This window comes from Flavobacterium sp., from assembly GCF_046296355.1.
Lineage (GTDB): Bacteria > Bacteroidota > Bacteroidia > Flavobacteriales > Flavobacteriaceae > Flavobacterium.
Window position 1 is genome coordinate 94,975 of sequence record NZ_JBKBLM010000001.1, and the last position, 24,550, is coordinate 119,524.

Below are 24,550 nucleotides of genomic sequence, written 5' to 3' on the forward strand. Positions count from 1 at the left end.
CTTTCTATTCTAAAACCGAATAATCTCCGATACTTATGCTTTTGAATTCACCGTCAAAGGTAGCGTGATTTCCAATCATCGCGTTATCTAATTTAGCATTTTTAATATGCGCGTGGGTTTGCACCAAACTATTTTGAATTTTGGTATTGCTTACATGAGTTCCTTTGCCTAAAGAAACATTTGGCCCAACGATTGAGTTGATAATGGCAACGTCTTCTCCGATATAACATGGTGGAATAATGGTAGCATTCTCTAATCGAACGGTTTCGGCAATCAAATTTTCTCCGTCATTGTGCAAAAAGCCTAACATTCTGGAATTGGTTTCTACCGTTACATCTTTATTTCCGCAGTCCATCCACTCGTCTACTTTTCCCGGCACAAATTTCATGCCTTTTGCCATCATTTGCTTGATTCCGTCATTGATTTGGTATTCGCCGCCGTGAATAATATTGTTGTCCAAAACCGATTGCAGCTCATTTTTCAAAATGGCTACGTCTTTGAAATAGTAAATTCCTATTACGGCCAAGTCAGACACAAACTCCTTTGGCTTTTCTACTAATTCGACAATCTCGTTCTTTAGGTTTAAGTTAATTACCCCAAAAGCACTTGGATCTTCCACTTGTTTGACCCAAATCACACTATCAGCCGTTTTGTCTAAATCAAAATCGGCACGGATTAACGTATCGGCATAAGCAATTACTGCCGGTCCGCTCAAAGAATCTTTGGCACACATAATGGCGTGACCGGTTCCTAAAGCTTCGTTTTGGTAGTAAATGGTTCCTCTAGCGCCTAATTTTTTTGCTATTGCGATTAGTTCGTCTTCTACTTTTTGGCCAAAACTTTCATGAATAATAAAAGCTACTTCTTCAATTTCCTGATTCAAAACTCCGGCGATATCTTCTACCAAGCGATAAACAATTGGTTTTCCGGCAACGGGAATTAAAGGTTTTGGAATGGTTAACGTATGTGGACGAAGGCGTGAACCGCGACCGGCCATTGGTACTATAATTTTCATTTTATATTAATTGAGACTGTTTAACTTATTTTACACCCGTACTACCAAAACCGCCTTCGCCACGAGAAGTTTCAGACAATTCCTGAACTTCAATCCACTCAGCGCGTTCGTGTTTGGCGATGATTAATTGGGCAATTCTTTCGCCATTTTCGATGACGAAATCTTCATTGGATAAATTTACTAAAATCACACCGATTTCCCCACGATAATCGGCATCAACTGTTCCGGGAGAATTTAATACGGTGACTCCTTTTTTGGCTGCTAAGCCACTTCTTGGGCGAACTTGCGCCTCGTAACCAATGGGTAATTCTATAAAAAGACCGGTTTTTACAATGGTTCTTTCTAAAGATTTTAAAACGATTGATTCGGTCAAATTGGCTCTTAAATCCATGCCTGCCGAAGCGATGGTTTCATAATTGGGCAATTCGTGTTGGGATTTATTGATGATTTTGATGGTCATTTTATTTGGCTTTTCTTTTTATGATTCGAAGTAGTGTTTCTTTTTCGTTGCGGTAAATAAAGTATAAAAATAGTGATAGTAAAATTACCTTAACGAAATAATTTTCTCTTAAAATGGGAATGTAAAATGAGATTCCCGAAAAGAGAATGGAAAGTCCTAAGTATTTTAAAATCGTATTAATGTCATAAGGAATAGGATATTGTTTTTGTCCCATTTTATAGGATATAATCATCATCGTTCCATAGGCTGCGATAGTTGCTATTGCCGAGCCGTAATAACTAAACCCTTGTTTGATAAGCAAATAATTGAGTAAAAGTGTCACCAAAGCGCCAACAATAGAAATGTAAGCGCCCATTCTGGTTTTGTCAATTAATTTGTACCAAACCGACAGATTGGTGTAAATGCCTAAGAAGAAATTGGCCAAGACAATCAATGGCACTACTTTAATAGCTACCCAATAACTGTCTTCCGGAACTAACGGTAATTTTAATAAATCGATAAACGCAATTACGAAAAGGCTGATGAACGAACCGAAAATCACAAAATATTTGGTAATTGTGGCGTAGGTTTGTTGGGCATTTTCATTGGCGGCATGGCTGAAAAAGAACGGTTCTATTCCCAAGGTATAAGCCGTTCTAAACAAAACCATAAACATTCCGATTTTATAACAAGCCGAATAAGCGCCGATGTCTGCTTTAGAAACATTCATCCAATCTAAGAGAATTTTATCAAAATGTTCATTGATGGCAAAAGCTACACCTGCGATTAAAATGGGCAAACCATATTGCATCATTCTTTTCCAAAGTTTGAAATCGAAACTCCAATTGATTTTCAAATAATCCGGAGAAAGCACTACAAAAGTTAGGAAACTCGCCATCAAATTGGCTACAAAAATATAGCCGACTTGGAAGTTTTCGTAATAAATGGTATTGAAAAACCCATCGGGATTGTCTTGTGCTAATTGTGGTAAAAGCAATAAGAAAAACAAGTTTAAAATCATGTTGACCATCACATTGCCTATCTTAACAATGGCATACATCATTGGTCTTTTGGTCACGCGCATTCGAGAAAACGGAATAATCGCCAAAGCATCTAACACCAAAATCCAAATGGTGTAAGTCACATATTCGACTTTGATGCCGGACCAATCTGACAGCGTATTTCTGAACAATAAAGCCAATCCTAAAAACGCAATTGACGTCCAAAATATCGAAACTGTAGAAGTAGAAATTACCCCTTTCTTGTTGTCTTCGGTATTGTAAAATCGGAAGAATGCGGTTTCCATTCCGTAAGATAAAATCACGTTGAAAAATACCAACCAAGCGAATACTATAGATACATCAGCAAACTCTTGTTTGGGCAATTCATTTACATATAACGGATTCAGCAAAAAGCTAATCATTCTGGGTAAAACCGTGGCTAAACCATAGATCAGTGTTTGCTTGAAAAGACTTTTATATAAACTCAAGGTGATTCCAGTTAGTGAAACAAAAATAGGGTTTTATTGGATTATGAAAATCCATTTTCGTCAATAGTTTTGATAAAATGAAAACCTCTTGGTACATAGCCCAAGTTATAATAGAATTTGTGCGCCGGAAAGTTTCCGGTGAATGCATCTAAGACTATACAAGTGCAGTCAAGCTCTTTGGCTTTTTCATCTATATAATTCGAAATAATCCCACCGATTCCTTTTTGACGATGGGCGGGATGGACAATGAAATTATCGATTTCTATGTATTTTCCGGTCCATAATTTGGTGCCAAACCAAAATCCTGTCAATCCGACACAAACATTATTTTCAAAAACGGCTGCTTGTTTGTAGCTCTTTGGAATCATGTCTTTCAAGAATGATTCATAGCGTTCGATAGTCATATTGGGATACAGAAATTGGATGGTGTTGAATTGCTCCAGCATATCGGATATGGTTGTAAGTTCTTTGACTTGCATTGGTTGAATTTTAATTTAAAAGTAATAAAAAAAGAGCCAACTCGCGTTGACTCTTTTTGTGAAAATATTGTTTTGAAAATTATCCTTTCAAAGCTTCTGCTCCACCAACGATTTCTAAAATTTCATTGGTAATCGCTGCTTGACGTGCTTTGTTGTAAGTTAATTTCAATTGGTTTCTCAATTCGGTTGCGTTGTCTGTTGCTTTGTGCATTGCTGTCATACGCGCACCGTGTTCCGCAGCAAAAGAATCTCTAATAGATTTGTACAATTGTGTTTTTAATGATTTTGGAATCAAGGTCAACACGATTTCTTCTTTCGAAGGTTCAAAAATGTAATCTCCGGTTGAAACAGGCTTATCAGAAGCGATTGGTGCTAAAGGTAAAAACTGTTCTACTTGCACGATTTGTGTCGCGGCATTTTTGAATTGGTTGTAAACGATTTCGATTTTGTCGTATTCTCCGGAAACGAATTTATCCGTTAATACGTTAGCGATTTCGGCAACATTATCAAAAGTTAAGTTGTCAAATACTTCGCTTTTGTTTTCGATTACGGTATTTACTTTTCTGAAAAAGTCGTTTCCTTTTTTACCGATAGCAAAAAAATCTACTTGTTTTCCGGCGTAGCTATCAGCCACTTCTTTTGCTTGTTTGATTACATTGGTATTAAATGCTCCGGCCAAACCTCTGTTAGAGGTAATAACTACCACCAACACTTTATTGATTTCGCGTTGAATAGTGTATTGTCCACCGGCATCTCCGTCTAAAGTAGCGCTAACGCTTTGTAATAATTCCGTTAATTTTTCGGCATAAGGTCGCATTGCTGTAATGGCATCTTGTGCTTTTTTCAACTTTGCGGCAGAAACCATTTTCATCGCCGATGTAATCTGCATCGTCGACTGAACGGAAGTAATTCTATTACGGATTTCCTTTAAGTTTGCCATTTTTCTTGAGTAATTAGTAACTAGGAATTAGTAATTAGCTTGTCACTAATTACTAATCACTATTCACTTATATTAATTATATTTTGCTGAAATTTCTTTAGCTGTTTTCTCTAAAACGTCAGTAATGTTATCATCTAACTTACCGGCTTTTAAAGCATTTAAAACATCTCTGTGTTTGTTGTTCAAGTACTCTATATAATCTCTTTCGAATTCTTTTACTTTGTTTACAGGAACGTTTCTCAACAAGTTTTTAGAACCAGCGTAGATAATGGCTACTTGGTCTTCAACGGTATAAGGATCGTTTACGGCTTGTTTCAAGATTTCAACGTTTCTTCTACCTTTTTCAATTACGTTTAAAGTAACTGCATCCAAATCAGAACCAAATTTTGCGAACGCTTCCAATTCACGGAATTGTGCTTGGTCTAATTTCAAAGTACCTGCTACTTTTTTCATTGATTTAATTTGAGCATTACCTCCAACACGGGATACCGAAATACCTACGTTAATCGCCGGACGAACTCCAGAGTTGAATAAATCACCATCCAAGAAAATCTGACCGTCAGTAATCGAAATTACGTTGGTTGGGATATACGCAGAAACGTCACCCGCTTGTGTTTCAATGATTGGTAAAGCTGTTAATGAACCGCCACCTTTTACGATTGGTTTCAATGTATCAGGTAAGTCATTCATGTTTTTTGCGATATCATCATCCGCAATTACTTTACAAGCTCTTTCTAATAAACGGCTGTGTAAGTAAAATACGTCTCCAGGATAAGCCTCACGACCCGGTGGTCTTCTTAGCAACAAAGACACCTCACGGTAAGCAACCGCTTGTTTTGATAAATCATCATAGATAATCAAAGCAGGACGACCTGAATCTCTGAAATATTCTCCGATAGCAGCACCTGCCATTGGAGCATATACCTGCATTGGCGCAGGATCTGAAGCGTTAGCTGCAACAATTGTTGTATAAGCCATAGCGCCTTTTTCTTCTAATGTTTTTGCAATACCTGCTACTGTTGAAGCTTTTTGTCCAATAGCAACATAGATACAGAATACCGGTTGCCCAGCATCATAGAATTCTTTTTGATTCAAGATAGTATCGATACAAACTGTAGTTTTACCTGTTTGACGGTCACCAATAACCAACTCACGTTGACCTCTACCTACAGGAATCATCGCGTCGATTGACTTGATACCTGTTTGTAACGGCTCAGTTACCGGTTGACGGAAGATAACTCCGGGAGCTTTTCTTTCCAATGGCATTTCGTATAACTCACCACCGATTGGTCCTTTACCGTCGATTGGCTCACCTAGTGTGTTTACAACACGACCTACGATTTGCTCACCTACTTTCAAAGAGGCAATACGTTGGGTTCTTTTTACGATAGAACCTTCTTTAATTCCGGTTGATGGTCCTAAAAGTACAACACCTACGTTGTCTTCTTCTAAGTTCAAAACAATCGCTTCTAATCCGTTATCGAATTGTACTAACTCACCGTATTGTGCGTTTGACAAACCATAAACACGAGCGATACCATCACCTACTTGAAGTACTGATCCCACTTCTTCTAAAGTTGCGCCAGATTGGAATCCTTCTAATTGTTTTTTTAATATTGCTGAAATTTCAGCAGCTTTAATTTCCGCCATAATAATATTATCTTCTTATGTTGATATTAACTCCTGAACCGCTTCTTGGTTCTTCTTTGATTATAATTGTTTTATTGCCATTGTTTTCGGAAAATTGATTTCCGTATTTTTCAACAAGTGTTTCTACTTTCTCTGGATTCAATGTCCCATCTTCGTTAACCACTTTAGCAGAATACAAAATCTCCAAAATATCTTTTTCAAATCTTCTGATTTCAACTTTCTTGTTTAAGCCTAGAAAAGAAATTTGATAATAATTTGGTTCTCCTTCTTTGCTAAAAACCTGATTGTTTGGTCCTCTTACAACATATTTGATAAAGATTATTTCGTCACCCTTTAAATTCAAAATTGAGTAATCGAATACATCTTTTTTATATTTAAGCCACTCCTTTTCATCAACTAAAACATCGCCTTTTTTCAACTTTATCTTTTGAGAGAAAGAGGCAAGACTAATCAACAAAAACAATACTGTAAATAGTTTTTTCATCTTAATTTTAGTTAGTGAATTCTCTTCTTAATTCTTGCAATCTGTTTGCCACAGAAGCATTGTATTGTTTGTCTCCTATTCTCAAAATAAATCCGCCAATGATGGATGGATCTACGATGTTTTCGATAGTTATCTTTTTGTCTGAAATCGTTGCAATCTTAGCCAATACTTGATTTTGCAAATCAGCAGTAATTGGGAAAGCAGTAGTTACTTTGGCTAATTCAACACCATTCATTACGTCGAATTGGGCATTGAATTGTTGGGCAACCTCAGCTAAAATTTCAAATCTTTTGTTTTCCTGAAGCAATCTGAATAAAGCATTGGTTTCTGACTGAACCGTAGCAAAAACTTCTTTCAAAGCACTCATTTTCACTTCTGAAGAAATGATTGGGCTTGATAGAAATTCGCTTAATTCAGCGCTTCCGGCCACTGAAGCAACGATTGACAACATGTCTTCGTTTACTTTAGCAGCGTTTCCGCTTGAAACCGCAGTTTCTAAAATTGCTTTCGCGTATCTAATCGCAGCTCTTGACATAACGATTAATTTAATTTTACATCACCTAACATTTTCTCCACCAATTTGGTTTGAGCTTCTTTGTTAGATAATTCGTCTTTTAATAATTTTTCAGCGATGTCTAATGACAAAGTCGAAACCTGAGCTTTCAATTCAGCCAAAGCTGCATTTTTCTCGCTTTCGATTGAAGCTTTCGCTTGCTCGATCATTTTTTGACCGGCAGTTTGTGCTTCTGCTTTAGCATCGTTAATCATTTTTTCTTTGATTTCACGAGCTTCTTTCATCATAGTATCACGCTCCAATCTTGCTTCAGCTAATAATTTCTCATTATCTGATTTCAAGTTTTGCATTTCTTTCTTTGCATTTTCAGCAGAAAGCAAAGCGTTTCTGATTCCTTCTTCTCTTTCGTTTACGGCATCAAGAATAGGTTTCCAAGCAAATTTTTTCAATAAGAAAATCAATCCTACGAAAATCAAAAACTGCCAGAAGAACAATCCTAATGAAAAATCATTTATTAACTTTTCCATATTATAAAGTAATTATATAGTCTTTTAATTTAATTTTTAAACAAAAGCTACAACCAACCGTTGCAGCTTTTTGTTTTGTTTGAATTATACTGCGAATAAAGCAGCAAATCCGATACCTTCAATAAGCGCAGCAGCAATAAGCATAGCTGTTTGGATTTTACCAGTAGCTTCCGGTTGACGTGCAATAGCGTCCATTGCAGAACCACCAATTCTTCCGATACCGATACCAGCTCCGATTACTACTAATCCAGCTCCAATGATTTTAGGAATTTCCATAAAAATATGTATTAAAAATTAAACATTCAATTTTGATATTAGATATTAGATATTAAATTTCAGATATTTAAAATTTAATATTTGATATCTAAAATTTTAATGGTGAGCTTCATCGTGATGATGCTCTTCTACAGCCGAACCAAAATAAAGGGCCGACAACATAGTAAATATATAAGCTTGCAATAAAGCAACTAATATTTCAATTAAAGAAATCGCAAACGAAAGGAAGAAAGACAAGCTACTTCCGATCCAGTTTTTGAAAACAAACATCAACCCAATCAAACTCATCAATACGATGTGACCCGCAACAATATTCGCATAAAGACGAATCATTAACGAGAAAGGTTTGATAATCGTTCCCAATAATTCAATTGGTGCTAAGATAAATTTCATAGGTACAGGCACGCCCGGCATCCAGAAGATGTGACCCCAATAATCTTTTTTAGCGGTAAAAGTTGTGATTAAGTATGTGATTAATGCCAAACAAGCAGTAACGGCAATGTTTCCGGTTACGTTGATTCCAAGTGGTGTTAATCCGAAGATATTTAAGAACCAAATAAAGAAAAAGATGGTCAATAAATAACTCATGTATCTTTTATAGTGTTTCTCTCCGATGTTAGGAATAGCGATTTCGTCTCTTACGTACAAAACAATCGGTTCGAAAATACGTCCAACTCCGGAAGCAATACCTCCGTTTTTAACATATGATTTAGCCAAACTTTTAAACAATAAGAACATGATTAAAGCTACTACAAAAATCATGAATACGTTTTTGGTAATAGAAAAATCAAGCAGCTTTTCATTGGTAGCATGGTGATGCTCATCCATAGTTACTTCGCCTTGAGCACTGTCTACTTTATAGATTTTACCGTGGTGTAATTTGTAGAAAGTTCCATTAACCTCAGCAACTTCATGATCGTTATGGAATTTTGAAGAAGAGAAAACTTGTAATCCATTATCAATTAAAATAACCGGCAATGGAAATCCAACGTGGTGTTGTTTTCCGGTTTCATCTTTGTAACCAAAAATATTGAAGTCATAAGAGTCTTTCAAGTGATGGTCGATGAACTCTTTGATTTCGGTTTTAACGTCTTTTGGTTCAGCATTTTCACCATGAGCCGCTTCAACAACATGTGAAGTTTCTGCTGAAACTTGGGTTGAATCAACTGTAGGGTTTGCCGAACTTACTAATGGTAAAAAAGCTACTAAGGTAGCGATGATAAAACGGAGTGGTTTTTTTGAAAACACCATATCTGATAGTTATCTAAATTTTATTTTCTCAAATTTGGTGCAAAAGTACAATATTAATTAATATTAAAAAGTATATGTTTTATTTTTTTTGACAGAATTGTCAATTTAAACCCCTTTTATTGTTTATTATTTAAAATTCTGATAGTTACAAAGGTTTCTATTGCCAAAAAGTAAATAAAAATGATAAAAAAACTCATTTTTTCTGTGGGTGTTTTGGGCAATTCTGCGGCCAATATTGGTTTCAAAAAAACAAAAGCGATTCCCATTTTTAAAGTAGTGAGCAATAAAAAGGTGTAACCTACTGAGTTAATGCTCTTTTCTTTGACCTTATCAAGCGCCAAAATCAATATCGAAGAAAAGAAGAAAAAGAACAAGTACAACAATTCAATGGAATAAATAAATCCGGCTTCGTAAGCCTTGGGCACCAAAAAATAAAACAAGATTTTGTGAACAGCAAAACCGATTATTCCTAAAACTAAAATGGTTAAAATGGATTTGAATTTGTCTAAATTCATATTACTGATTATCTGATTTATTAATTTCTTTCAACTGCCGGTTAAGGTTGTAAAACGCTATTGCTACGCCAACCAAGGTTAAAATTTTTACATAAATATTATGTGGATTACTGTACTTTTCGTCAAGCCAACGTCCTAAATAAGCAAATAAAAAAACGATAACGCCCATTTGAATGGGAATGTTGATGAGTGCCAACCACTTGTTACGCGCTTTTTTCTTCTGAGGATTGTCCATTGTTGGGAAGGTTTTTCACGTGAGGTTTCATGACACAAGATGCGCTGAATTCGGCACCGGGTTCTACTGACAATTTACCGCAAATTACTTCTCCTATGATATGGGATTTTGATTTTACGTTCAGGATTTCCTGCACTTGGATTTTGCCTTCAAAAGTGCCTTCGATATCCGCATTTTTACAGATTATATCTCCTTTTACACTTCCGGCCGGTCCAATTACAATTTTGCCTTTGGACTGAAAATTACCAATTAAATGGCCGTCTAAACGAAAATCAGCCGGGGAAATAATATCACCGGTAATAGTAGTTCCTTCCACAATTCTGTTGGTTTTCCCTAAAAGATCAGTATATGACTTTTGACTCTTTTCAAACATGATATTATCCTTTTTTGCCTGACTTCGGTGCTTGAGGTGATGGTGGCATCCCAATTTGCCCGTCACTCTCTTCAATTCCTTTAGTTGATTTGATGGGTTGTGGGTTATTAGGGTCTTGAGCTTCTTTCCTTGGCTTCTCTTGGTTTTGCACTGGCTGTTCTTCCTGCACTGCCGGTTTTTCGAAGGTTCCGTCCCAATTGGGTTGGGTTGGGTTATCGGTTAGATTTCCGGCCAAAAACTCGTCCAAATTCTTTTTGATTTGAAGAATCGTATAGTTTTCTGTAGAGATAATAATCGGTGTGTCCTGAATTTTATAATCCTTATAGTCTTTTAAAATAGAAGTAATTCCAACCGCCAAATCATTAGAATTCAACCCGTGAATCACCACAAAATTATCGGTCATGGTGTAAATATCCAAAGAAACACTCAACCTGTCTAAGCTTCGGTCTTTGATAAATTTGCCAATTTTTTCTCTAAGGATTTTAGTGTTTTTGTCTTCAAAATCTTTGGTTTGGTATAAGATTTTCCAATTTTTAGAATCGAGACTTGACAATTGCAAAGCATTTAATTTTGGTAAATCAACCTCAATCATTTTTTCGGCTCTTTTGCCTTCTTCGCTGTTCGGATAATTTAAGGCTACAAAATTTAACGCTTTTTGGTATTCTTCTAAACCCGAAAGTTTTCCAACAATATTGGCCTTCAACAATTCAAATTTCGGAACAATCTCATCTCCGGTAAATCTGTCAATTGCGTTAGTAGTCGCTACTAAAACTAACTTGTAATCTCCGGCTTGGTATTGTTTGTAAAGTGTTTCATAAACTGCTTTAGGCGAATCTTCAGATTCTGCAAACTCATTGTTCGGGTTGCTTAATATCTGTGCATATCTCGAATTTGGATACAACGAAATAATTCTTGCCTTCATGCTTTCAGCTTTGTTCTTGTCTATGATTTCATAGATTTTGTACAAATTGTACATCGAAGGCAAAACCAATCTTTCTTCCGGACTGTTTTTTAACAGTTGCTCCAATTTGTTGGCGGCCAATTGGTATTCTTTGAATTTCTCTTTGTAAATAACACCCAACTGATAGTAGGCAAAATTTCTTTCTTTACTCAAACTGTCAATAAGGATTTGGCTTGTCGGCAATTGTTTGATGTAAAAATCAGGGGTGAATCGCGCTTCAACTTCCGCTTCTTTAGAGTCTTTTTCGTTTTCTTTTTCCGCTTCAGCTACTTCTTCCTTTTCATTGATTTTACCCGAACCTGATTCCAATCTCCAATTGTCTTGTAATGTTTTTTTGCCCCAGATTTTTTGAAACTCTTTTTGTCCGTAAGCTACTGTGGTCGGATTGTAGAAATAAAATGTATTGTCTTTACCCGAAGCACTTGGGTTGGCTACCGAAGGCGATGGAGCGCTTGCTTTTTTCGGACTATCATTAGCATCAATTCTTCCTTCGTTTCTGTCTTGGTTTTCTTTTATTTGAGCTTCTTTTTCAGCTAATTTTTGGGCAGCTTCTTCGGCTTTTTTCAGTTTCTCGATGTGTTTTTCGAAATAAGCTGTTCGCTCTGAACCCGACATGGCATACAACGAAATAATACTATCGTTTCTTTGCGCAATGCCTTCATACTTGATGACATCTTCGAGGTTTTCTCTTTTCTTTTTAATCGAATTGAACTCGCGAGTTCTCGGTTTTAACTGCACTAGTGTACTGTCAAAATATTTCCCTGCGGTTACATATTTGGCCGAATTAAAATAAATATCTGCCAGATTTCTGTAATTGGAAGCCGTCAAATAAGTGTCTTGCGTTTTCTTTTTCAGCGAAAGATTGTAGTGCTTTTTGGCTTGAGGAAAGTTTTTGTTTTTATCATAAAACAAAGCCACTTGATAGTGTAAAACATCTAAGAAAGGACGGTTTTCTCTGTCTTCGATTAAATCATTGAATTTTTTCAAAAAGGTAATCGAATCCCCTTTTTCGTAATCAAACTGACCGGCTTGTTTAGCATGCGCCTGAACGATGTACTGTCGGGAAGCCTTTCTGTTCATGTCGATTACCTCTTGGTATTTGGCATAAGCACTGTCTTTGTAGCCTAGTTGTTCGTACAATTGTGCCAATATGAATCGGTATCTTGCTTTTTCCTCGTTGGATTTGGTGAATTCTGTAGCCAATTTTATTTTGGCCACCGCGCTGTCTTTTTCTTCAAGATTTAAAAACGCTTGTGCCAAGGCCGCATTGGCATCGGCATAAATTTGGTCTTTGAATTTGATTTCTTTTAAAAGCTTGGTCAGATTGTTAACCGCAATCGCGTCGTTTTCCAAACGCATATTGGTTTTTTCGCGCCAAATTTTTACTTCATAGATTTTGTCGCTTTTCGGGTATTTGTAAAGCACGTAGTTAAAAGCTTCTAATGCCGGTACAAATCTTTGCTCGTAGTATCTTGATTTCCCCAAAAGCAAATGCGCTTCGTCCATTTGAGGATTTTTCTCCGAACCCTGAATATTCATGGAATGTTTTTGAATCGCTTTAGTGGCTTTGGTTTCGGCTCTTTCAAAATTGGCGTTTCTATTGTCTCCGGGCAACATTCTGTCTTCCGTAACTTGCATTCTTTCTATGGGCAACAATTCCCAAAAGTTGTCTTTGTTCTGCAACTTTACATCTTCAATGCCTTTGTCTAAAGCCAATTGACCGTTATAAAGAATGTTGAATTCTGTGCTGAGTGCGTGAGAATTTCTGGAAAGAAAAGTGTTTTTCTTGGTAGAACAAGCTATCAAAAAAAGGAGTAATCCGGTGAAAATAAAATATTTAGTAGTGTTGTTTTTCAAAACGAAACGTATTTTTATAATAACGTGAAAAAGTCATAAATAGTATAACTAACTGGTAAAAATACGTTTCTTTTTGATATGGCAAAAAATTAGACCGCAAAAAATGCTTCCAGTTCTTTTAAAGTTTCGGGTGAAGTTTGAATGTCTTTAACGACTTCGCCTAAATGCAAGGCTACAATTCGGTTACAAACCTCAACGGTATGCACTAAATCATGACTGGAAACCAAAACAGTTCTGTTGGGATCATCGGCCAATTCTTTGATAATTTTTTTCAAACGGTTTACGGTTGTTGGGTCAAGATTAGCAAATGGTTCATCCAAAATAATCACTTCGGGATTTCCGATTAAAGTCGCAATAATACCCACTTTTTTCATGTTTCCTTTGGATAAATCCCTGAGGTATTTTCGGCTATTTAGAATTTCTCCGTTGAAAAACTCTTCGTGCTTTTTGAGCAAAGCATCCACATCGGCTTTGTTTTGGCCGCGCAAATCTCCTATGAAATAAAAATATTCTTCGGCAGTTAAATAACCTATCAAGAAACTTTCATCGATAAAAGCTGCGGTAAAGGGCTTCCATGCTTCGCTGGTGTTGACTTGAACGGAGTTGTTGATAATATGTCCGGTACTTGGCTGAATTAAATCGAGCAACAAACTGAAAAAAGTGGTTTTTCCGGCACCGTTATTTCCAACCAACCCAAAGCTTTGCCCTTTTGGAATTTCAAGACTGGCGATGTTTAAAACTCTTACGCCGTTGCCGTATGTTTTTGAAAGATTGTGAACTTGTATCATTTTTCGTGTGATTAGTAATTAGTGAAAGGTAATTAGTTTTTTTGCTTGTAAGCTGCTATGGTCTCGTACTTTTGAGTTTTGTATATTTTCTCTATCTGATTGAACACATAATTTCTGAACGCAAAACCTAAAACTCCGGCTGCGGCTACGAATATCAAACCTACATTTGGAGAAAATAAATAATAGCCCAAAGTATACAATGCCATAGGAACCAACATTTTGGGTAACGAAATCAGCATTGTCTTCATATTAAACGCTTGCTTATCGCCAAAGGCTTGTTTGGAAGTCGTTAAATCGATAGGCGTTTTTACAAAAGCACCGCCAAGCATCACCAAATGCGAATTGACGCCAATGTTAAAAATCGCACCAACCACAATAATCAAATAAGTATGTAATCCGAAATACAAATAAAATGAGGCTAAAATGGTAGAGATTACGGTTCCAATCACCATCAGCCACCATTTAGAACTTATGTATTCGCGGTATTGGATGTTTTGACTCATCATCAACTGGTAATAAGCGCTGTCCCAGCTTGGTACAAACTGTCCGAAAGTGAACAAAAATCCACCCGAAACAAAAACTCCGGCAAAGACTTTCATCCACGGATTGTCGTAAGATTCTATGGATTGGGTGAAAAATAATAACCCATAAAAGATGAAAATACCACTCATAATCAAAGTCATTCTCGAACGCTTATTTCGCTTCAATAATCGAATGTCGTTTTTGAGGAATGTTCCCAAAGTACCGAATTGGTCTAACCATGCGAAATTTTCGGTTTTAGCGATATCGCTTCTCTTGGCCAATCCATCATCGAGATTTAATCGGCTTTTGAAATAGTTAAATGAAAAATAGTAAACCAATGCAACCAAAATCATTGGAACCACAAACAAATAATTGGTAGTATACATTCCTTGAAAAAACTGAGTAGAATAAACCGTTAAATCAAAAACATTATAATATTGTAACGCTATTAACCCAATCAAAACGGTCAATACACCATAAAAAACCGAACTTTTATTATTGACAAAAACATTGATATAATTATTGGAATAAATTAAAGCAACAATACCTAAATGCCACAAAACAGCATTAAAACCGAATCCTTCATACAGTAAACGCGCTGTAAATGGTACAAAGAAAAAAGCGTGCATTATATTGAAGAAAGAAATAGCGGTTTTACCTAGTGAAAAATGTACAATGGTGCTTCGTTTTATAGGTAAAAGCAACAATGGTTTGATATTAGTCACCGGCATTTTTTGCAAAAAATAACGAATAACCAGATCAATTAACACATAATAAATGAGGTATTTGTTTACCGTTTCCAAAGGTTTTAGGTTGCTTTCTTCCATTAAATCATAGGAGAAAACGCCAAGTGCCAAAAACTCTAAAATAATCAAGGCCGCAAAAATACCCATAATGATTTTCAGCGCCAAATTACTCCCAAAGGAAGACGAGCGAAGAAAAGACTTCCATTCAAGTTTAATAAAATGTTTGAACATAGTTGTTGGTTTTAGGTTTTCAAAATTAGTTCCTAAAGATAGAAAATTGTTACAATTTAATTTACAAATTCATATTCAGGATAAGTTTCTTTGAGGTGTTTGTCGGCTTGAGAAGGAATTAAAACCAAGACAATATATTCCCCTAAACCCATTACAATCATCAGAAAACTAAACAACATTAAAGTCCAATCATGGTAATTTTCGCCTTTAATTTGAAGGGCAAGTTGTATGGGCAAGTTCATCAATCCGGTAAGAGAACCATAGCCAAAAATAATTTCTTTGAGCAGCCATTTTTTGCCGGTTTTTTGGTGGTTCTTTTTGTTCTTTCTCGAAAGCATAAATATCCCGAGAAAAAAGAAAACAACCAAGGCTAGAAATCCCATTTGCACCATCAAAACGTCTTTTTGAAAATACTTGAGTAGGTAAAAAACTATGCCGATAGCGGCAAAAGTTCCTATTATTTTGGGCAAACTAAAAAAGGCTTTGAGTTCGTTCCAAACGAGTTTATTGTACTTTTTGTTGAGTGCCGCTTGCCTTTTTTCAACGACTTCCATAAAGCCAAAAACGCCAAATTTTTTGAACTCCTTTTGCAAAGCTTCTTCAAAAGACAATTTTGGGTTTTGTTGCCATTGCTCTTCTATGGCATTTGCTAAATGGTCAACCAATTCGGTTTGCAAATCGTAGTATTCCACATAGTGTTGGCGCGTGAATGCATAAAGTCTTTCGACTTGATCGGCGTTGAGTTTCATGCTAAATATAATTAAATCGGTGCTTATGAAATTTTATCAATTCTTGAATAAAAAAGACAACATACCCAAAGAACAAAAAACTAAAGACCGTAAGTGTCCAATAAGAAACTTGTTCTGTGCCGAAAATGGGGAAGAAAAACATTTGTCCATAATAAATCAATGCCAATATAACGGATGTTTTTTCGACAGTGTAAAATCTTTTTTTGAGATATAAATTGATGTAGCCTGACTGAAAGAGTAACGCTGTCAGGAACAAAACAAAAAACAAATTTTTAAGGGTGAAATCTTCTGAGAAATACCGATTTACATTTACATTCTTAAAAAAGAAAAACAGCAAAACCCCAAAAAATAACATATAAGGCTTGGCTAAAAACAGTAAAAATTGGCGAAAGGCTTCCCAAGAAAAACTCCAACGCTTTTTGTTGTTTTTGAGAATGTCCTTTTTATGGGTCAACATATAGGATTTAAATGCCTGGTAAAAATCCTCTTGCTCCAATTGCATTTTTTCTTCTATCGCGGTGGCAATATGGTCAACCATTTCCTGGCGGATATCCGAATAAACAACATCACTGCTTTCTATATAAGTGTCAATAAATTTGATTTCTTCTTTGCTTAATTTCATGATTAATTGGCTAATTTAGGTTGTACCAAAGTTTGCATGTTTCGTATAAAATCTTCCAATTCGGTCAGTCTGTTCAAAGTTTCTGCCGAACCCTTTTCCGTAAGCTTATAATATTTTCGCAATCGATTGTCAACGTTTTCGACTTCAACTTCTAAAACGCCATCGGCTTCGAGCTTGTGCAACGCAGGATACAAAGCGCCTTCGGTTATTTTCAATTCTCCTTTGGTAATTTCTTTTACTTTTTGGGTAATCTCATACCCATACATTCTGCCGTTTTCTTCTAAAAGTTTCATCACTATCGTAGTTAAACTTCCTTTGTATAATTGTGAATTCTTCATTGGCTCTTCATTTTTGAAGTTCAAATATACATAAGTTTTTTATATACATAATATTCTTGGGTATAAATAATTATTTTCTCAAAAGTGATACGTTTGTTACCTTTGCAAAAACAAATTTCATGTCTTCATTCTATAAATTACATATCAAAGAAGTAAAGCGCGAAACACCAAGCGCTATTTCTGTTGCTTTTACCATTCCGGCCGAGTTAAAATCGGCTTACCAATTTACCGCTGGTCAATACGTCAACTTAAAATTGACGCTTGACGGACAAGAAGTACGTCGCGCTTATTCGGTTTGTTCTTCGCCCAATAGCGGTGAATTGCGAATCGCTATTAAATCGGTGAAAAGTGGTCATTTTTCTAAATTTGCTAATGACAATTTGAAAGTGGGTGATATCTTAGAAGTCAGCCAACCCGAAGGAAGATTTACGTTTGAACCCTCATTTTCCAACTTAAAAAACTATGCGGCTTTTGCGGCAGGAAGCGGAATTACACCGGTAATGTCTATCTTAAAATCGGTTTTGGAAAGTGAACCCAACAGTTCTTTTGTATTGGTTTACGGCAATAAAACGCCTGAAGAAACCATCTTTCACGATGAACTTCACGACTTGCAATTGAAATACGTCGGAAGATTTTTTGTGCATTTTGTGTACAGTCAGGCCAAAGTGGAAAACGAACTTTTCGGCCGAATTGAAAAGTCAACGGTAAATTTTGTCTTGAACAACAAACACAAGGAAAAAGAGTTCGACAAGTTCTATTTATGCGGTCCGGAAGACATGATTAATTTGGTTTCCAATGTGTTGAAAGAACACAGCATTCCTGAAAAAAACATCAAATTTGAATTGTTCTCCACGTCAACTGCTGCCGAAAATACCGCTGCCGCTTCACAGGAAGGTCATACCAAAATTACTGTGATGGTAGATGATGAAGAAACTACTTTTGAAATGTCACAGAAACAAACGTTATTGGAAGCAGCTTTGAAACAAGGCATCGATGCTCCTTATTCTTGCCAAGGCGGGATTTGCAGTTCTTGCTTGGCACGAATTACGAATGGTTCAGCCGAGATGAAAAAGAATTCAATCTTAACAGACGGTGAAATTGCAGACGGATTAATTCTGACTTGTCAAGCGCATCCGACTTCTCCTGAAATTTATGTGGATTTTGATGACGTTTAGTCTTTAAAATTTTGAAATAAAAAATTCCAATTTTGTTTAGGCGAGATTGGAATTTATTTTTTCGACTACTTTTTCAGCAGAAATTGTTCGCATGACGTTTTCGTAACCTTCAACTTTCTTATTGCCATAAACAGAAGTCGGCAATAACGGATATTGTTCTCGATTTGAAGTCAGACAATATTCCATTAGTTGGTTGTACGGTTTGAAGCCTGCGTAAGGATGTGTTGCGCCCCAAAGTGTAATTACTTTTACACCTAACATAGCCGCAATATGAGCATTCCCCGAATCCATGGAAAGCATAATATCAAGGTTCGAAATCAGCTGTAATTCTTGTTCGAAAGATAATTTTCCGGCTACAACTATGGTGTTTTCTTTGGCTGCAGCCAAAAAATTCAATTGTTCAATTTCTTTTTTCCCACCGCCAAAAAGAAAGATTTTATAAGTCTGATTTTTGGCTAAATCATCAATCACTTGTTGCATCAAGTCGAACGGATAGACTTTGCTTTCATATTGGGCAAATGGTGCAATGCCAATCCATTTTTGAGTTTCCCTTTCGCCTGAAATCTTTAAAATTTCCTTTGTCAGTTTTGCTTTCTCCGGAAATATAGGATTAGACAAATCAACAAAAAAACCCAGTTCTTTGAAGGTTTCTGCGTGTCGGTCAACCATAGATTTTACAGGTTGAACGATTTTGTTTTTGGCTCTGGTCAGGGCATTTTTATCGGCTCTGCCTTTGTCGGTATGTGCTACTTTTTTTCCGCTTAGCGCGAATAAATTTCTAACGATAATTGAACGCAAAACATTGTGTAAGTCAGCAACGGCATCAATGTTAAGTTTCTTTAAATCGGAGAACAATTTGACTAAACCTAAAAAACCTTTGTGTCTGCCATTTACATCGACTGCAAAGAAATTCACATTCGGAATATCGGCAAAAAAAGGTTGGAAAAAAGGACGCGAAACCACTGTGATTTTTACACTTGGGTTTTGCTGTGCCAGCGCTCGGATAACAGGAACTGTCATCGCAACATCGCCCATGGCAGACAATCGGATGACGGCTATATGTTGGTTTGGGTTTGGCAAATGCGGTCTGTTTTTATTTTTTATTTTGGTACAACACCGGATTCAAATCGTCGTCGTTGTACATTTTCATTTGCTTGTAGACTTTCATAAACTTGTCGCCGTTTTCAATATCGGTCAACAAATCGTTGATGGAAATAAACATATCGCTTTTTTGGTCTAACAATACATTTAATTTCTCCTGACATTTGGCTCTGTGTTCCGCCGTAGCTTCTGCGCGATTGGCTTCTTCACTCATGTGGTAAATTTTCAGCGCCAAGATTGACAAACGGTCGATAGCCCAAGCCGGACTTTCGGTATTAATTTTAGCATTGGGTTTCACCTGAACATCTTGGTGTTTTTGCAGAAAATAACTGTCGATATATTCTACCATGTCGGTACGCACTTGGTTCGAAGCATCAATTTTTCTTTTCAAAACTAAGGCAGCAACCGGGTCAATATTGGGGTCACGAATGATGTCCTCGTAATGCCATTGTACGGTGTCTACCCAGTTTTTGGCATACAATAAATACTCGATAGTTCCTTTGGCGTAAGGGTTTAACGTAGGTTGATATACGTCGTCTATGATATGGTAATCTCTTATACTTTGCTCGAAAATAGGAAAGGCAAATTCTGAAAACATAGTTGCGGTTTTTATTTTAATTTTATACTATTAGACCAAAAGGTCTCGGGTACAAAGATAGTTTTTATACTTTTACCATAACATACAAAATTAAAGTCGTCCATGCATATTCATTACATTTCCGAGCAGAATAGTATTCTCAATCATTTTTTGGCCCAAATTCGCGATGTTACCATTCAAAAAGACAGCATGCGTTTTCGAAAAAACATTGAGCGTATTGGGGAAATTATGGCTTATGAACTCAGCAAAACGTTGGAATATAAAAATGTGGATGTGCAAACGCCTTTGGGAATAAAAAACACGACGACGATTGCTGACCATGTGGTTTTGTGTTCGATTCTTCGCGCCGGATTGGCCTTGCATACCGGTTTTATGAACATTTTTGACAATGCCGAAAACGGGTTTGTTTCTGCCTATCGCCATCATTATGACAACGATGATAAGTTTGATATTTTAGTCGAATACCAAGCCGCGCCGTCATTTGAAAATAAAAATCTGATTTTGATAGACCCGATGTTGGCCACCGGACAATCGATAGTGGCGGTTTTACACAAATTACATTTGGAACAAAAACCAAAAGAAATCCACATTGCTGTAGTGATTGCCGCACCTGAAGGCATCGCTTATTTGGAAAAAAATCTTCCTGAAAACTGTCATCTTTGGGTAGCCGCTTTAGACGAAAAACTCAACGAGAAAAACTACATCGTTCCGGGTTTGGGCGACGCCGGCGATTTGGCTTATGGAAGCAAATTATAGTTGGGCGAAAAAAGCGAAAAGACTTCCTGCAATCAATAACAACAAAACAATTTCCTGATACATTTTGTTTTGGGAATACTCTATGTTATTAGTAATCATCACCGCTAAAGGGAAAAAAGTAAACAGCAACATCGCGTTATTTTTATCAGGCGAAAGGATGAAAACCACGCTTCCGATTAAAAACCCAAAAATCATTTTCTTATAAGACGCTTGTAGAATCAACGGTCTGTTGGTCAACGAAAAAACCATCGAAAATAGAAAATACAGCGCAATGACTACATAAAAGGAAAGCGCCGCATTTTGGTAGTGACTAGTGAAATAATCGAGCTCAAAATGGGTTTGGGTTTGGCTCAAAATATGGTCAATCCATGTTTTATCAAAATATAACGCTGCAACCAAAAAGACTACTGCTGTGGTCACAAACGCCACAAATGGAAGCAACCAATTTCTGTAATCTCTGGAAACGTGAAAGATGATAGAAATGTAAACCAAAAAGATAAAAAGAATACACCAAAAGTGGAACAAACTGGCGATAAAAATCCACATCGAAGCGTCAAATATTTTTTCTTTTGGCGCCTTTAAGGTTTGAAGTGAAATCAATCTTCTCATGGCCAACAGTAGAAAAAAATTGGCAAATAGCAAGTTAGAATGACTGAAAACTAAAGGAAAAATCAACAAAAACAACAGAAAAAATAAAATGGTGTAGCTGCTGTTTTTCGTGAGTCCGTTTTTCTTGACAATAAAGTTGACCAAAAAAAAGGACGTAAGTAAAAGTATGATTAATAAGGTGTTATCCGATAAATCAGTAGCACCCGAAAGTTGGCTTAAGGCATTGGATTGGAATAAAAAAAAAGAAACTAATAATAAAATTATTATCAAAGCATAATTAAGTATGCTCGATTTTTTAAAAATGCTTGTAATCATAAGGATATTTTATACATTTGTGCTGTAAATATAACATTTTATAAAATGAAAGCATTTTTCGAAGCTATTCAAACTTTATTTGTAGACTTTTTATTCAAACCATTAGACTGGTTAAGAGCACTTGAATTAAATGGTTCCTTAGGTTGGTGGTTAGCCAATGTCGTTAGCTGGACATTAATTATTGTATGTAGCTATTACATCGTTTACTGGTGTAAAGAATTGAAAAAGCACCAAGACAACAACGAAGAAAACCAAGATACTACGGCACACTCTTTCTTAAGTTAGATCAAACCCGATATCTTTTCTAAAATACATCTTATCAAAATGTAGCTTGTCTATGTTTTGGTAAGATTTTTTTATGGCCTCTTGAAAGTTATCCCCAAAAGAAGTTACTGCCAATACTCTTCCGCCGCTAGTTACTACTTTGTCGTTTTCCAATTTAGTTCCGGCGTGAAAAACAATCGAGTCTTGTACGTTTTCAATTCCGGTAATCTCAAAACCTTTGTCATAATCTTCCGGATATCCACCCGAAACTACCATAATGGTTGTAGCGCTTCTTGGGTCAATTTCCAAAGTAACTTCGTCTAGTTTTTGATTGGCGACTGCTTGAAACAATTCCACCAAATCCGATTGGATTCTAGGCATCACCACTTCGGTTTCCGGATCGCCCATTCTGACATTGTATTCAATGACCATCGGTTCGCCTTTGACAATAATGAGTCCGATGAAAACAAAACCTTTGTATTCAATTCCTTCTTTTTGTAGACCTTCAACGGTTGGTTTTACCACACGGGTTTCTATTTTTTCTAATAAAATTTCGTCAGCAAATGGCACAGGAGAAACAGCTCCCATTCCTCCGGTATTCAATCCGGTATCGCCTTCGCCTATTCGCTTGTAGTCTTTGGCTGTTGGTAATACTTTGTAATTTTTCCCATCGGTCAATACAAAACAACTTAGTTCAATTCCGTCCAAAAATTCTTCAATCACCACTTTTGAGCTGGCGGTTCCAAATTTGGCGTGTACCAACATGTTTCGCAACTCGGTTTTAGCTTCTTCTAAATCATTTAAGATTAAAACGCCTTTTCCGGCAGCCAATCCGTCTGCTTTTAAAACATAAGGTGGTTGCAATGTCTCCAAAAATCGGCATCCTTTTTCGACCGTTTCCGAAGTAAAACTGTCATAAGCCGCGGTTGGTATTTGGTGTTTGATTAGAAATTCTTTGGCAAATTCTTTACTGCCTTCCAATTGGGCACCCACTTTTGATGGACCAATAACCGGAATGTGATTAAGTGCTGCATCATTCTTGAAGAAATCATAAATTCCGTGCACTAAAGGATCTTCCGGACCAACAACAACCATGTCAATACTTTCTTTGATTACAAAAGTTTTTATGCTCTCAAAATCTATTGGACTCATAGAAACATTAGTGGCAATCGCTGCAGTTCCGGCATTTCCGGGTGCTACAAAAAGATGTTGGCATTTTGGACTTTGCAATAATTTATGAGCTAAAGCGTGCTCTCTTCCGCCCGATCCAAGTAATAGGATAGTCATAGTGTTGTATTGTTAGTAGTTGCTGCGCAAAAGTAGTTTGTTTTTGATGGAATTTAAAGTCATTCTTTTAAAAAATTTAGGCACTTAACACTTTGCTTTTCTTATTTTTGAGGAAAATTGATTTTTGTGTTTCCACTATTCCATTTTTCGCTTTGGTTGAAAGGCTTTCCGTTAAAGAAAGCTCAGTATGCATTTGAAAAAATTCAAGCAATATCAGAAGACGATTATCAGAATTATATAGAAACCAAAAGAAAAGAAATCGTTGCTTTTCACTTTCAACACAATGCTTCTTATAAAGCATTAGTCGGAAATAAAAACCCCAACAATTGGGAAGAACTTCCGATAATGACCAAAAAAGATTTTCAAAAACCTTTAGCAGAAAGACTTTCGGAAGGCTATGCACCAAAGAATGTATATGTCAATAAAACTTCGGGTTCGAGTGGTGATCCTTTTATTTTTGCCAAAGACAAATTTTCGCACGCGCTGACTTGGGTCAATATTTTCGACCGATTCGGATGGTACGGTATTAATTTTAATACTTCTTTACAAGCTCGTTTTTACGGAATTCCATTGGATTTTATTGGGAACACCAAAGAGCGAATCAAAGATTTATTAAGCCATCGGTATCGGTTTCCTATTTTTGATTTATCAGACAAAGTTTTGGAAAGTGTATTGGTAAAATTCCAACAGAAACAATTCGATTACATCAATGGCTACACCAGCTCCATCGTTTTGTTTGCCAAATTTTTAGAACAAAAAAAAATAGTATTAAAAACGGTTTGTCCCACATTAAAATGTTGCGTAGTCACTTCGGAAATGTTATTTGAGGACGATAAAAAACTGCTCGAAAAACAGTTTGGCGTTCCGGTAGTCAATGAATACGGTGCTTCCGAATTGGATTTGATTGCCTTTCAAAATCCTCAAGGTCAATGGCAGGTAAATTCTGAAACCTTATTTGTCGAGATTTTAGACGATAAAAATAAGGTTTTACCTAATGGAAAAGAAGGTCGAGTGGTGATTACTTCTTTGTACAACAAAGCCCATCCGTTTATTCGCTACGACATTGGCGATGTAGGGATTTTGGATGAAAAAAGCACTTTCAAAAAGCCCATTCTTAAAAAATTAATCGGAAGAACCAACGATATAGCTCTACTCCCAAGCGGTAAAAAATCGCCCGGATTAACGTTTTATTACATAACCAAAAGCATTATCGAAGATGACGGAAATGTGAAAGAATTTGTCATAAAACAAACCAAAATCGATACTTTTGATATTGAATATGTGAGTCAGTACGAATTGACTTCAGACCAAATTAAGAATATGGAAAAAGCCATTACCACTTATTTAGAAACCGGTTTGACTTTTACCTTCACCCGAAAAGAAAAATTAGAAAGAAGCAAAAGCGGCAAATTAAAGCAGTTTGTTTCGTTAGTAAAATAGTTTT

Annotated in this window: 28 protein-coding genes; 4 read left to right on the top strand and 24 right to left on the bottom strand. The window is 36.4% G+C overall.

The window, feature by feature from the left end; all coding sequences use genetic code 11:
• Positions 1–4 precede the first annotated feature (4 nt).
• From ACK4HO_RS00450 to ACK4HO_RS00545, 20 genes are all read right to left on the bottom strand, one after another.
• Positions 5–1,015, bottom strand: coding sequence for a sugar phosphate nucleotidyltransferase (locus ACK4HO_RS00450; RefSeq protein WP_409660989.1), 1,011 nt, complete (start codon positions 1,013–1,015; stop codon positions 5–7).
• 25 nt (positions 1,016–1,040) lie between these two features.
• Positions 1,041–1,475, bottom strand: a complete 435-nt coding sequence (gene dut / locus ACK4HO_RS00455) for a dUTP diphosphatase (protein ID WP_409660992.1) — start codon at positions 1,473–1,475, stop codon at positions 1,041–1,043.
• Between the two features lies 1 nt (position 1,476).
• Complete coding sequence (locus tag ACK4HO_RS00460) at positions 1,477–2,943, bottom strand: lipopolysaccharide biosynthesis protein (RefSeq protein WP_409660994.1); 1,467 nt, start codon at positions 2,941–2,943, stop codon at positions 1,477–1,479.
• 41 nt (positions 2,944–2,984) lie between these two features.
• Positions 2,985–3,422, bottom strand: coding sequence for a GNAT family N-acetyltransferase (locus ACK4HO_RS00465; protein ID WP_409660997.1), 438 nt, complete (start codon positions 3,420–3,422; stop codon positions 2,985–2,987).
• Between the two features lie 79 nt (positions 3,423–3,501).
• A complete protein-coding gene (gene atpG, locus ACK4HO_RS00470) occupies positions 3,502–4,362 on the bottom strand; it encodes an ATP synthase F1 subunit gamma (protein WP_409661000.1) in 861 nt (286 codons plus the stop codon).
• A 72-nt stretch (positions 4,363–4,434) separates the two neighbouring features.
• The gene (gene atpA / locus ACK4HO_RS00475) at positions 4,435–6,012 is read right to left on the bottom strand and encodes a F0F1 ATP synthase subunit alpha (protein WP_409661003.1); all 1,578 of its coding nucleotides are present in this window, start codon (positions 6,010–6,012) and stop codon (positions 4,435–4,437) included.
• Positions 6,013–6,019: 7 nt separating this feature from the next.
• Positions 6,020–6,496 (bottom strand): hypothetical protein, encoded by a 477-nt coding sequence (locus tag ACK4HO_RS00480; protein WP_409661006.1) that lies wholly within the window; start codon positions 6,494–6,496, stop codon positions 6,020–6,022.
• Between the two features lie 7 nt (positions 6,497–6,503).
• Complete coding sequence (atpH, locus tag ACK4HO_RS00485) at positions 6,504–7,037, bottom strand: ATP synthase F1 subunit delta (protein WP_409661829.1); 534 nt, start codon at positions 7,035–7,037, stop codon at positions 6,504–6,506.
• Entirely contained in the window at positions 7,037–7,537 is a 501-nt protein-coding gene (locus tag ACK4HO_RS00490) for a F0F1 ATP synthase subunit B (protein ID WP_187659193.1), read from the bottom strand. The genes atpH and ACK4HO_RS00490 overlap by 1 nt, the downstream gene beginning before the upstream one ends.
• An 84-nt stretch (positions 7,538–7,621) precedes the next feature.
• Positions 7,622–7,813, bottom strand: coding sequence for an ATP synthase F0 subunit C (gene atpE, locus ACK4HO_RS00495; RefSeq protein ID WP_171221220.1), 192 nt, complete (start codon positions 7,811–7,813; stop codon positions 7,622–7,624).
• A 96-nt stretch (positions 7,814–7,909) separates the two neighbouring features.
• Complete coding sequence (atpB, locus tag ACK4HO_RS00500; RefSeq protein ID WP_409661011.1) at positions 7,910–9,064, bottom strand: F0F1 ATP synthase subunit A; 1,155 nt, start codon at positions 9,062–9,064, stop codon at positions 7,910–7,912.
• Between the two features lie 116 nt (positions 9,065–9,180).
• Positions 9,181–9,579: a hypothetical protein gene (locus ACK4HO_RS00505; protein WP_409661014.1), complete on the bottom strand. Its 399-nt coding sequence runs from the start codon at positions 9,577–9,579 to the stop codon at positions 9,181–9,183.
• A gap of 1 nt (position 9,580) precedes the next feature.
• A complete protein-coding gene (locus ACK4HO_RS00510; protein ID WP_409661018.1) occupies positions 9,581–9,814 on the bottom strand; it encodes an AtpZ/AtpI family protein in 234 nt (77 codons plus the stop codon).
• Positions 9,783–10,187 (bottom strand): polymer-forming cytoskeletal protein, encoded by a 405-nt coding sequence (locus ACK4HO_RS00515; protein WP_409661021.1) that lies wholly within the window; start codon positions 10,185–10,187, stop codon positions 9,783–9,785. Before ACK4HO_RS00515 ends, ACK4HO_RS00510 begins: the two co-directional genes overlap by 32 nt.
• A gap of 4 nt (positions 10,188–10,191) precedes the next feature.
• Positions 10,192–13,005 (bottom strand): tetratricopeptide repeat protein, encoded by a 2,814-nt coding sequence (locus tag ACK4HO_RS00520; RefSeq protein ID WP_409661024.1) that lies wholly within the window; start codon positions 13,003–13,005, stop codon positions 10,192–10,194.
• Between the two features lie 89 nt (positions 13,006–13,094).
• On the bottom strand, positions 13,095–13,793 hold the full coding sequence (locus ACK4HO_RS00525; protein ID WP_409661027.1) for an ABC transporter ATP-binding protein: 699 nt from the start codon (positions 13,791–13,793) through the stop codon (positions 13,095–13,097).
• Between the two features lie 32 nt (positions 13,794–13,825).
• Positions 13,826–15,292: a DUF5687 family protein gene (locus tag ACK4HO_RS00530; RefSeq protein ID WP_409661030.1), complete on the bottom strand. Its 1,467-nt coding sequence runs from the start codon at positions 15,290–15,292 to the stop codon at positions 13,826–13,828.
• A gap of 56 nt (positions 15,293–15,348) precedes the next feature.
• The gene (locus ACK4HO_RS00535; RefSeq protein WP_409661033.1) at positions 15,349–16,041 is read right to left on the bottom strand and encodes a hypothetical protein; all 693 of its coding nucleotides are present in this window, start codon (positions 16,039–16,041) and stop codon (positions 15,349–15,351) included.
• A gap of 1 nt (position 16,042) precedes the next feature.
• Positions 16,043–16,663, bottom strand: coding sequence for a hypothetical protein (locus tag ACK4HO_RS00540; RefSeq protein ID WP_409661036.1), 621 nt, complete (start codon positions 16,661–16,663; stop codon positions 16,043–16,045).
• 2 nt (positions 16,664–16,665) lie between these two features.
• Positions 16,666–17,001, bottom strand: a complete 336-nt coding sequence (locus ACK4HO_RS00545; RefSeq protein ID WP_409661039.1) for a PadR family transcriptional regulator — start codon at positions 16,999–17,001, stop codon at positions 16,666–16,668.
• A 119-nt stretch (positions 17,002–17,120) separates the two neighbouring features.
• Here ACK4HO_RS00545 and ACK4HO_RS00550 point away from each other — a divergent pair, with 119 nt between their 5' ends.
• Positions 17,121–18,176, top strand: coding sequence for a 2Fe-2S iron-sulfur cluster-binding protein (locus ACK4HO_RS00550; RefSeq protein ID WP_409661042.1), 1,056 nt, complete (start codon positions 17,121–17,123; stop codon positions 18,174–18,176).
• A gap of 36 nt (positions 18,177–18,212) precedes the next feature.
• Here ACK4HO_RS00550 and ACK4HO_RS00555 read toward each other — a convergent pair whose 3' ends face one another.
• Together ACK4HO_RS00555 and ACK4HO_RS00560 are read right to left on the bottom strand one after the other, a co-directional pair.
• On the bottom strand, positions 18,213–19,211 hold the full coding sequence (locus ACK4HO_RS00555) for a glycosyltransferase family 9 protein (RefSeq protein WP_409661831.1): 999 nt from the start codon (positions 19,209–19,211) through the stop codon (positions 18,213–18,215).
• Between the two features lie 58 nt (positions 19,212–19,269).
• Positions 19,270–19,875, bottom strand: coding sequence for a DUF4254 domain-containing protein (locus ACK4HO_RS00560; protein ID WP_409661045.1), 606 nt, complete (start codon positions 19,873–19,875; stop codon positions 19,270–19,272).
• Between the two features lie 102 nt (positions 19,876–19,977).
• Here ACK4HO_RS00560 and upp point away from each other — a divergent pair, with 102 nt between their 5' ends.
• On the top strand, positions 19,978–20,631 hold the full coding sequence (upp, locus tag ACK4HO_RS00565) for a uracil phosphoribosyltransferase (protein WP_409661048.1): 654 nt from the start codon (positions 19,978–19,980) through the stop codon (positions 20,629–20,631).
• Here the strand turns inward: upp and ACK4HO_RS00570 are convergent.
• Positions 20,626–21,555: a DUF6427 family protein gene (locus ACK4HO_RS00570; protein WP_409661051.1), complete on the bottom strand. Its 930-nt coding sequence runs from the start codon at positions 21,553–21,555 to the stop codon at positions 20,626–20,628. The genes upp and ACK4HO_RS00570 overlap by 6 nt on opposite strands.
• Before the next feature lie 45 nt (positions 21,556–21,600).
• On the opposite strand from ACK4HO_RS00570, the gene ACK4HO_RS00575 reads away from it, so the two are divergent.
• Positions 21,601–21,840 (top strand): DUF6341 family protein, encoded by a 240-nt coding sequence (locus ACK4HO_RS00575; RefSeq protein ID WP_409661054.1) that lies wholly within the window; start codon positions 21,601–21,603, stop codon positions 21,838–21,840.
• On the opposite strand, the gene purD is transcribed toward ACK4HO_RS00575, so the two are convergent.
• Positions 21,832–23,106, bottom strand: coding sequence for a phosphoribosylamine--glycine ligase (purD, locus tag ACK4HO_RS00580; protein WP_409661056.1), 1,275 nt, complete (start codon positions 23,104–23,106; stop codon positions 21,832–21,834). The two genes, ACK4HO_RS00575 and purD, sit on opposite strands and share 9 nt — an antisense overlap.
• Positions 23,107–23,232: 126 nt before the next feature.
• Here purD and ACK4HO_RS00585 point away from each other — a divergent pair, with 126 nt between their 5' ends.
• Positions 23,233–24,546: a phenylacetate--CoA ligase family protein gene (locus ACK4HO_RS00585; protein ID WP_409661059.1), complete on the top strand. Its 1,314-nt coding sequence runs from the start codon at positions 23,233–23,235 to the stop codon at positions 24,544–24,546.
• The last annotated feature ends 4 nt before the right edge of the window (positions 24,547–24,550 follow it).

Bases quoted from the DNA above. Each gene is read 5' to 3' on its own strand.
- ACK4HO_RS00450 (WP_409660989.1), bottom strand. From the start codon at position 1,015: ATGAAAATTATAGTACCAATGGCCGGTCGCGGTTCACGCCTTCGTCCA.
- dut (WP_409660992.1), bottom strand. From the start codon at position 1,475: ATGACCATCAAAATCATCAATAAATCCCAACACGAATTGCCCAATTAT.
- ACK4HO_RS00465 (WP_409660997.1), bottom strand. From the start codon at position 3,422: ATGCAAGTCAAAGAACTTACAACCATATCCGATATGCTGGAGCAATTC.
- atpG (WP_409661000.1), bottom strand. From the start codon at position 4,362: ATGGCAAACTTAAAGGAAATCCGTAATAGAATTACTTCCGTTCAGTCG.
- atpA (WP_409661003.1), bottom strand. From the start codon at position 6,012: ATGGCGGAAATTAAAGCTGCTGAAATTTCAGCAATATTAAAAAAACAA.
- ACK4HO_RS00480 (WP_409661006.1), bottom strand. From the start codon at position 6,496: ATGAAAAAACTATTTACAGTATTGTTTTTGTTGATTAGTCTTGCCTCT.
- ACK4HO_RS00490 (WP_187659193.1), bottom strand. From the start codon at position 7,537: ATGGAAAAGTTAATAAATGATTTTTCATTAGGATTGTTCTTCTGGCAG.
- atpE (WP_171221220.1), bottom strand. From the start codon at position 7,813: ATGGAAATTCCTAAAATCATTGGAGCTGGATTAGTAGTAATCGGAGCT.
- atpB (WP_409661011.1), bottom strand. From the start codon at position 9,064: ATGGTGTTTTCAAAAAAACCACTCCGTTTTATCATCGCTACCTTAGTA.
- ACK4HO_RS00505 (WP_409661014.1), bottom strand. From the start codon at position 9,579: ATGAATTTAGACAAATTCAAATCCATTTTAACCATTTTAGTTTTAGGA.
- ACK4HO_RS00510 (WP_409661018.1), bottom strand. From the start codon at position 9,814: ATGGACAATCCTCAGAAGAAAAAAGCGCGTAACAAGTGGTTGGCACTC.
- ACK4HO_RS00515 (WP_409661021.1), bottom strand. From the start codon at position 10,187: ATGTTTGAAAAGAGTCAAAAGTCATATACTGATCTTTTAGGGAAAACC.
- ACK4HO_RS00525 (WP_409661027.1), bottom strand. From the start codon at position 13,793: ATGATACAAGTTCACAATCTTTCAAAAACATACGGCAACGGCGTAAGA.
- ACK4HO_RS00530 (WP_409661030.1), bottom strand. From the start codon at position 15,292: ATGTTCAAACATTTTATTAAACTTGAATGGAAGTCTTTTCTTCGCTCG.
- ACK4HO_RS00535 (WP_409661033.1), bottom strand. From the start codon at position 16,041: ATGAAACTCAACGCCGATCAAGTCGAAAGACTTTATGCATTCACGCGC.
- ACK4HO_RS00540 (WP_409661036.1), bottom strand. From the start codon at position 16,663: ATGAAATTAAGCAAAGAAGAAATCAAATTTATTGACACTTATATAGAA.
- ACK4HO_RS00545 (WP_409661039.1), bottom strand. From the start codon at position 17,001: ATGAAGAATTCACAATTATACAAAGGAAGTTTAACTACGATAGTGATG.
- ACK4HO_RS00550 (WP_409661042.1), top strand. From the start codon at position 17,121: ATGTCTTCATTCTATAAATTACATATCAAAGAAGTAAAGCGCGAAACA.
- ACK4HO_RS00555 (WP_409661831.1), bottom strand. From the start codon at position 19,211: ATGGGCGATGTTGCGATGACAGTTCCTGTTATCCGAGCGCTGGCACAG.
- ACK4HO_RS00560 (WP_409661045.1), bottom strand. From the start codon at position 19,875: ATGTTTTCAGAATTTGCCTTTCCTATTTTCGAGCAAAGTATAAGAGAT.
- upp (WP_409661048.1), top strand. From the start codon at position 19,978: ATGCATATTCATTACATTTCCGAGCAGAATAGTATTCTCAATCATTTT.
- ACK4HO_RS00570 (WP_409661051.1), bottom strand. From the start codon at position 21,555: ATGATTACAAGCATTTTTAAAAAATCGAGCATACTTAATTATGCTTTG.
- ACK4HO_RS00575 (WP_409661054.1), top strand. From the start codon at position 21,601: ATGAAAGCATTTTTCGAAGCTATTCAAACTTTATTTGTAGACTTTTTA.
- purD (WP_409661056.1), bottom strand. From the start codon at position 23,106: ATGACTATCCTATTACTTGGATCGGGCGGAAGAGAGCACGCTTTAGCT.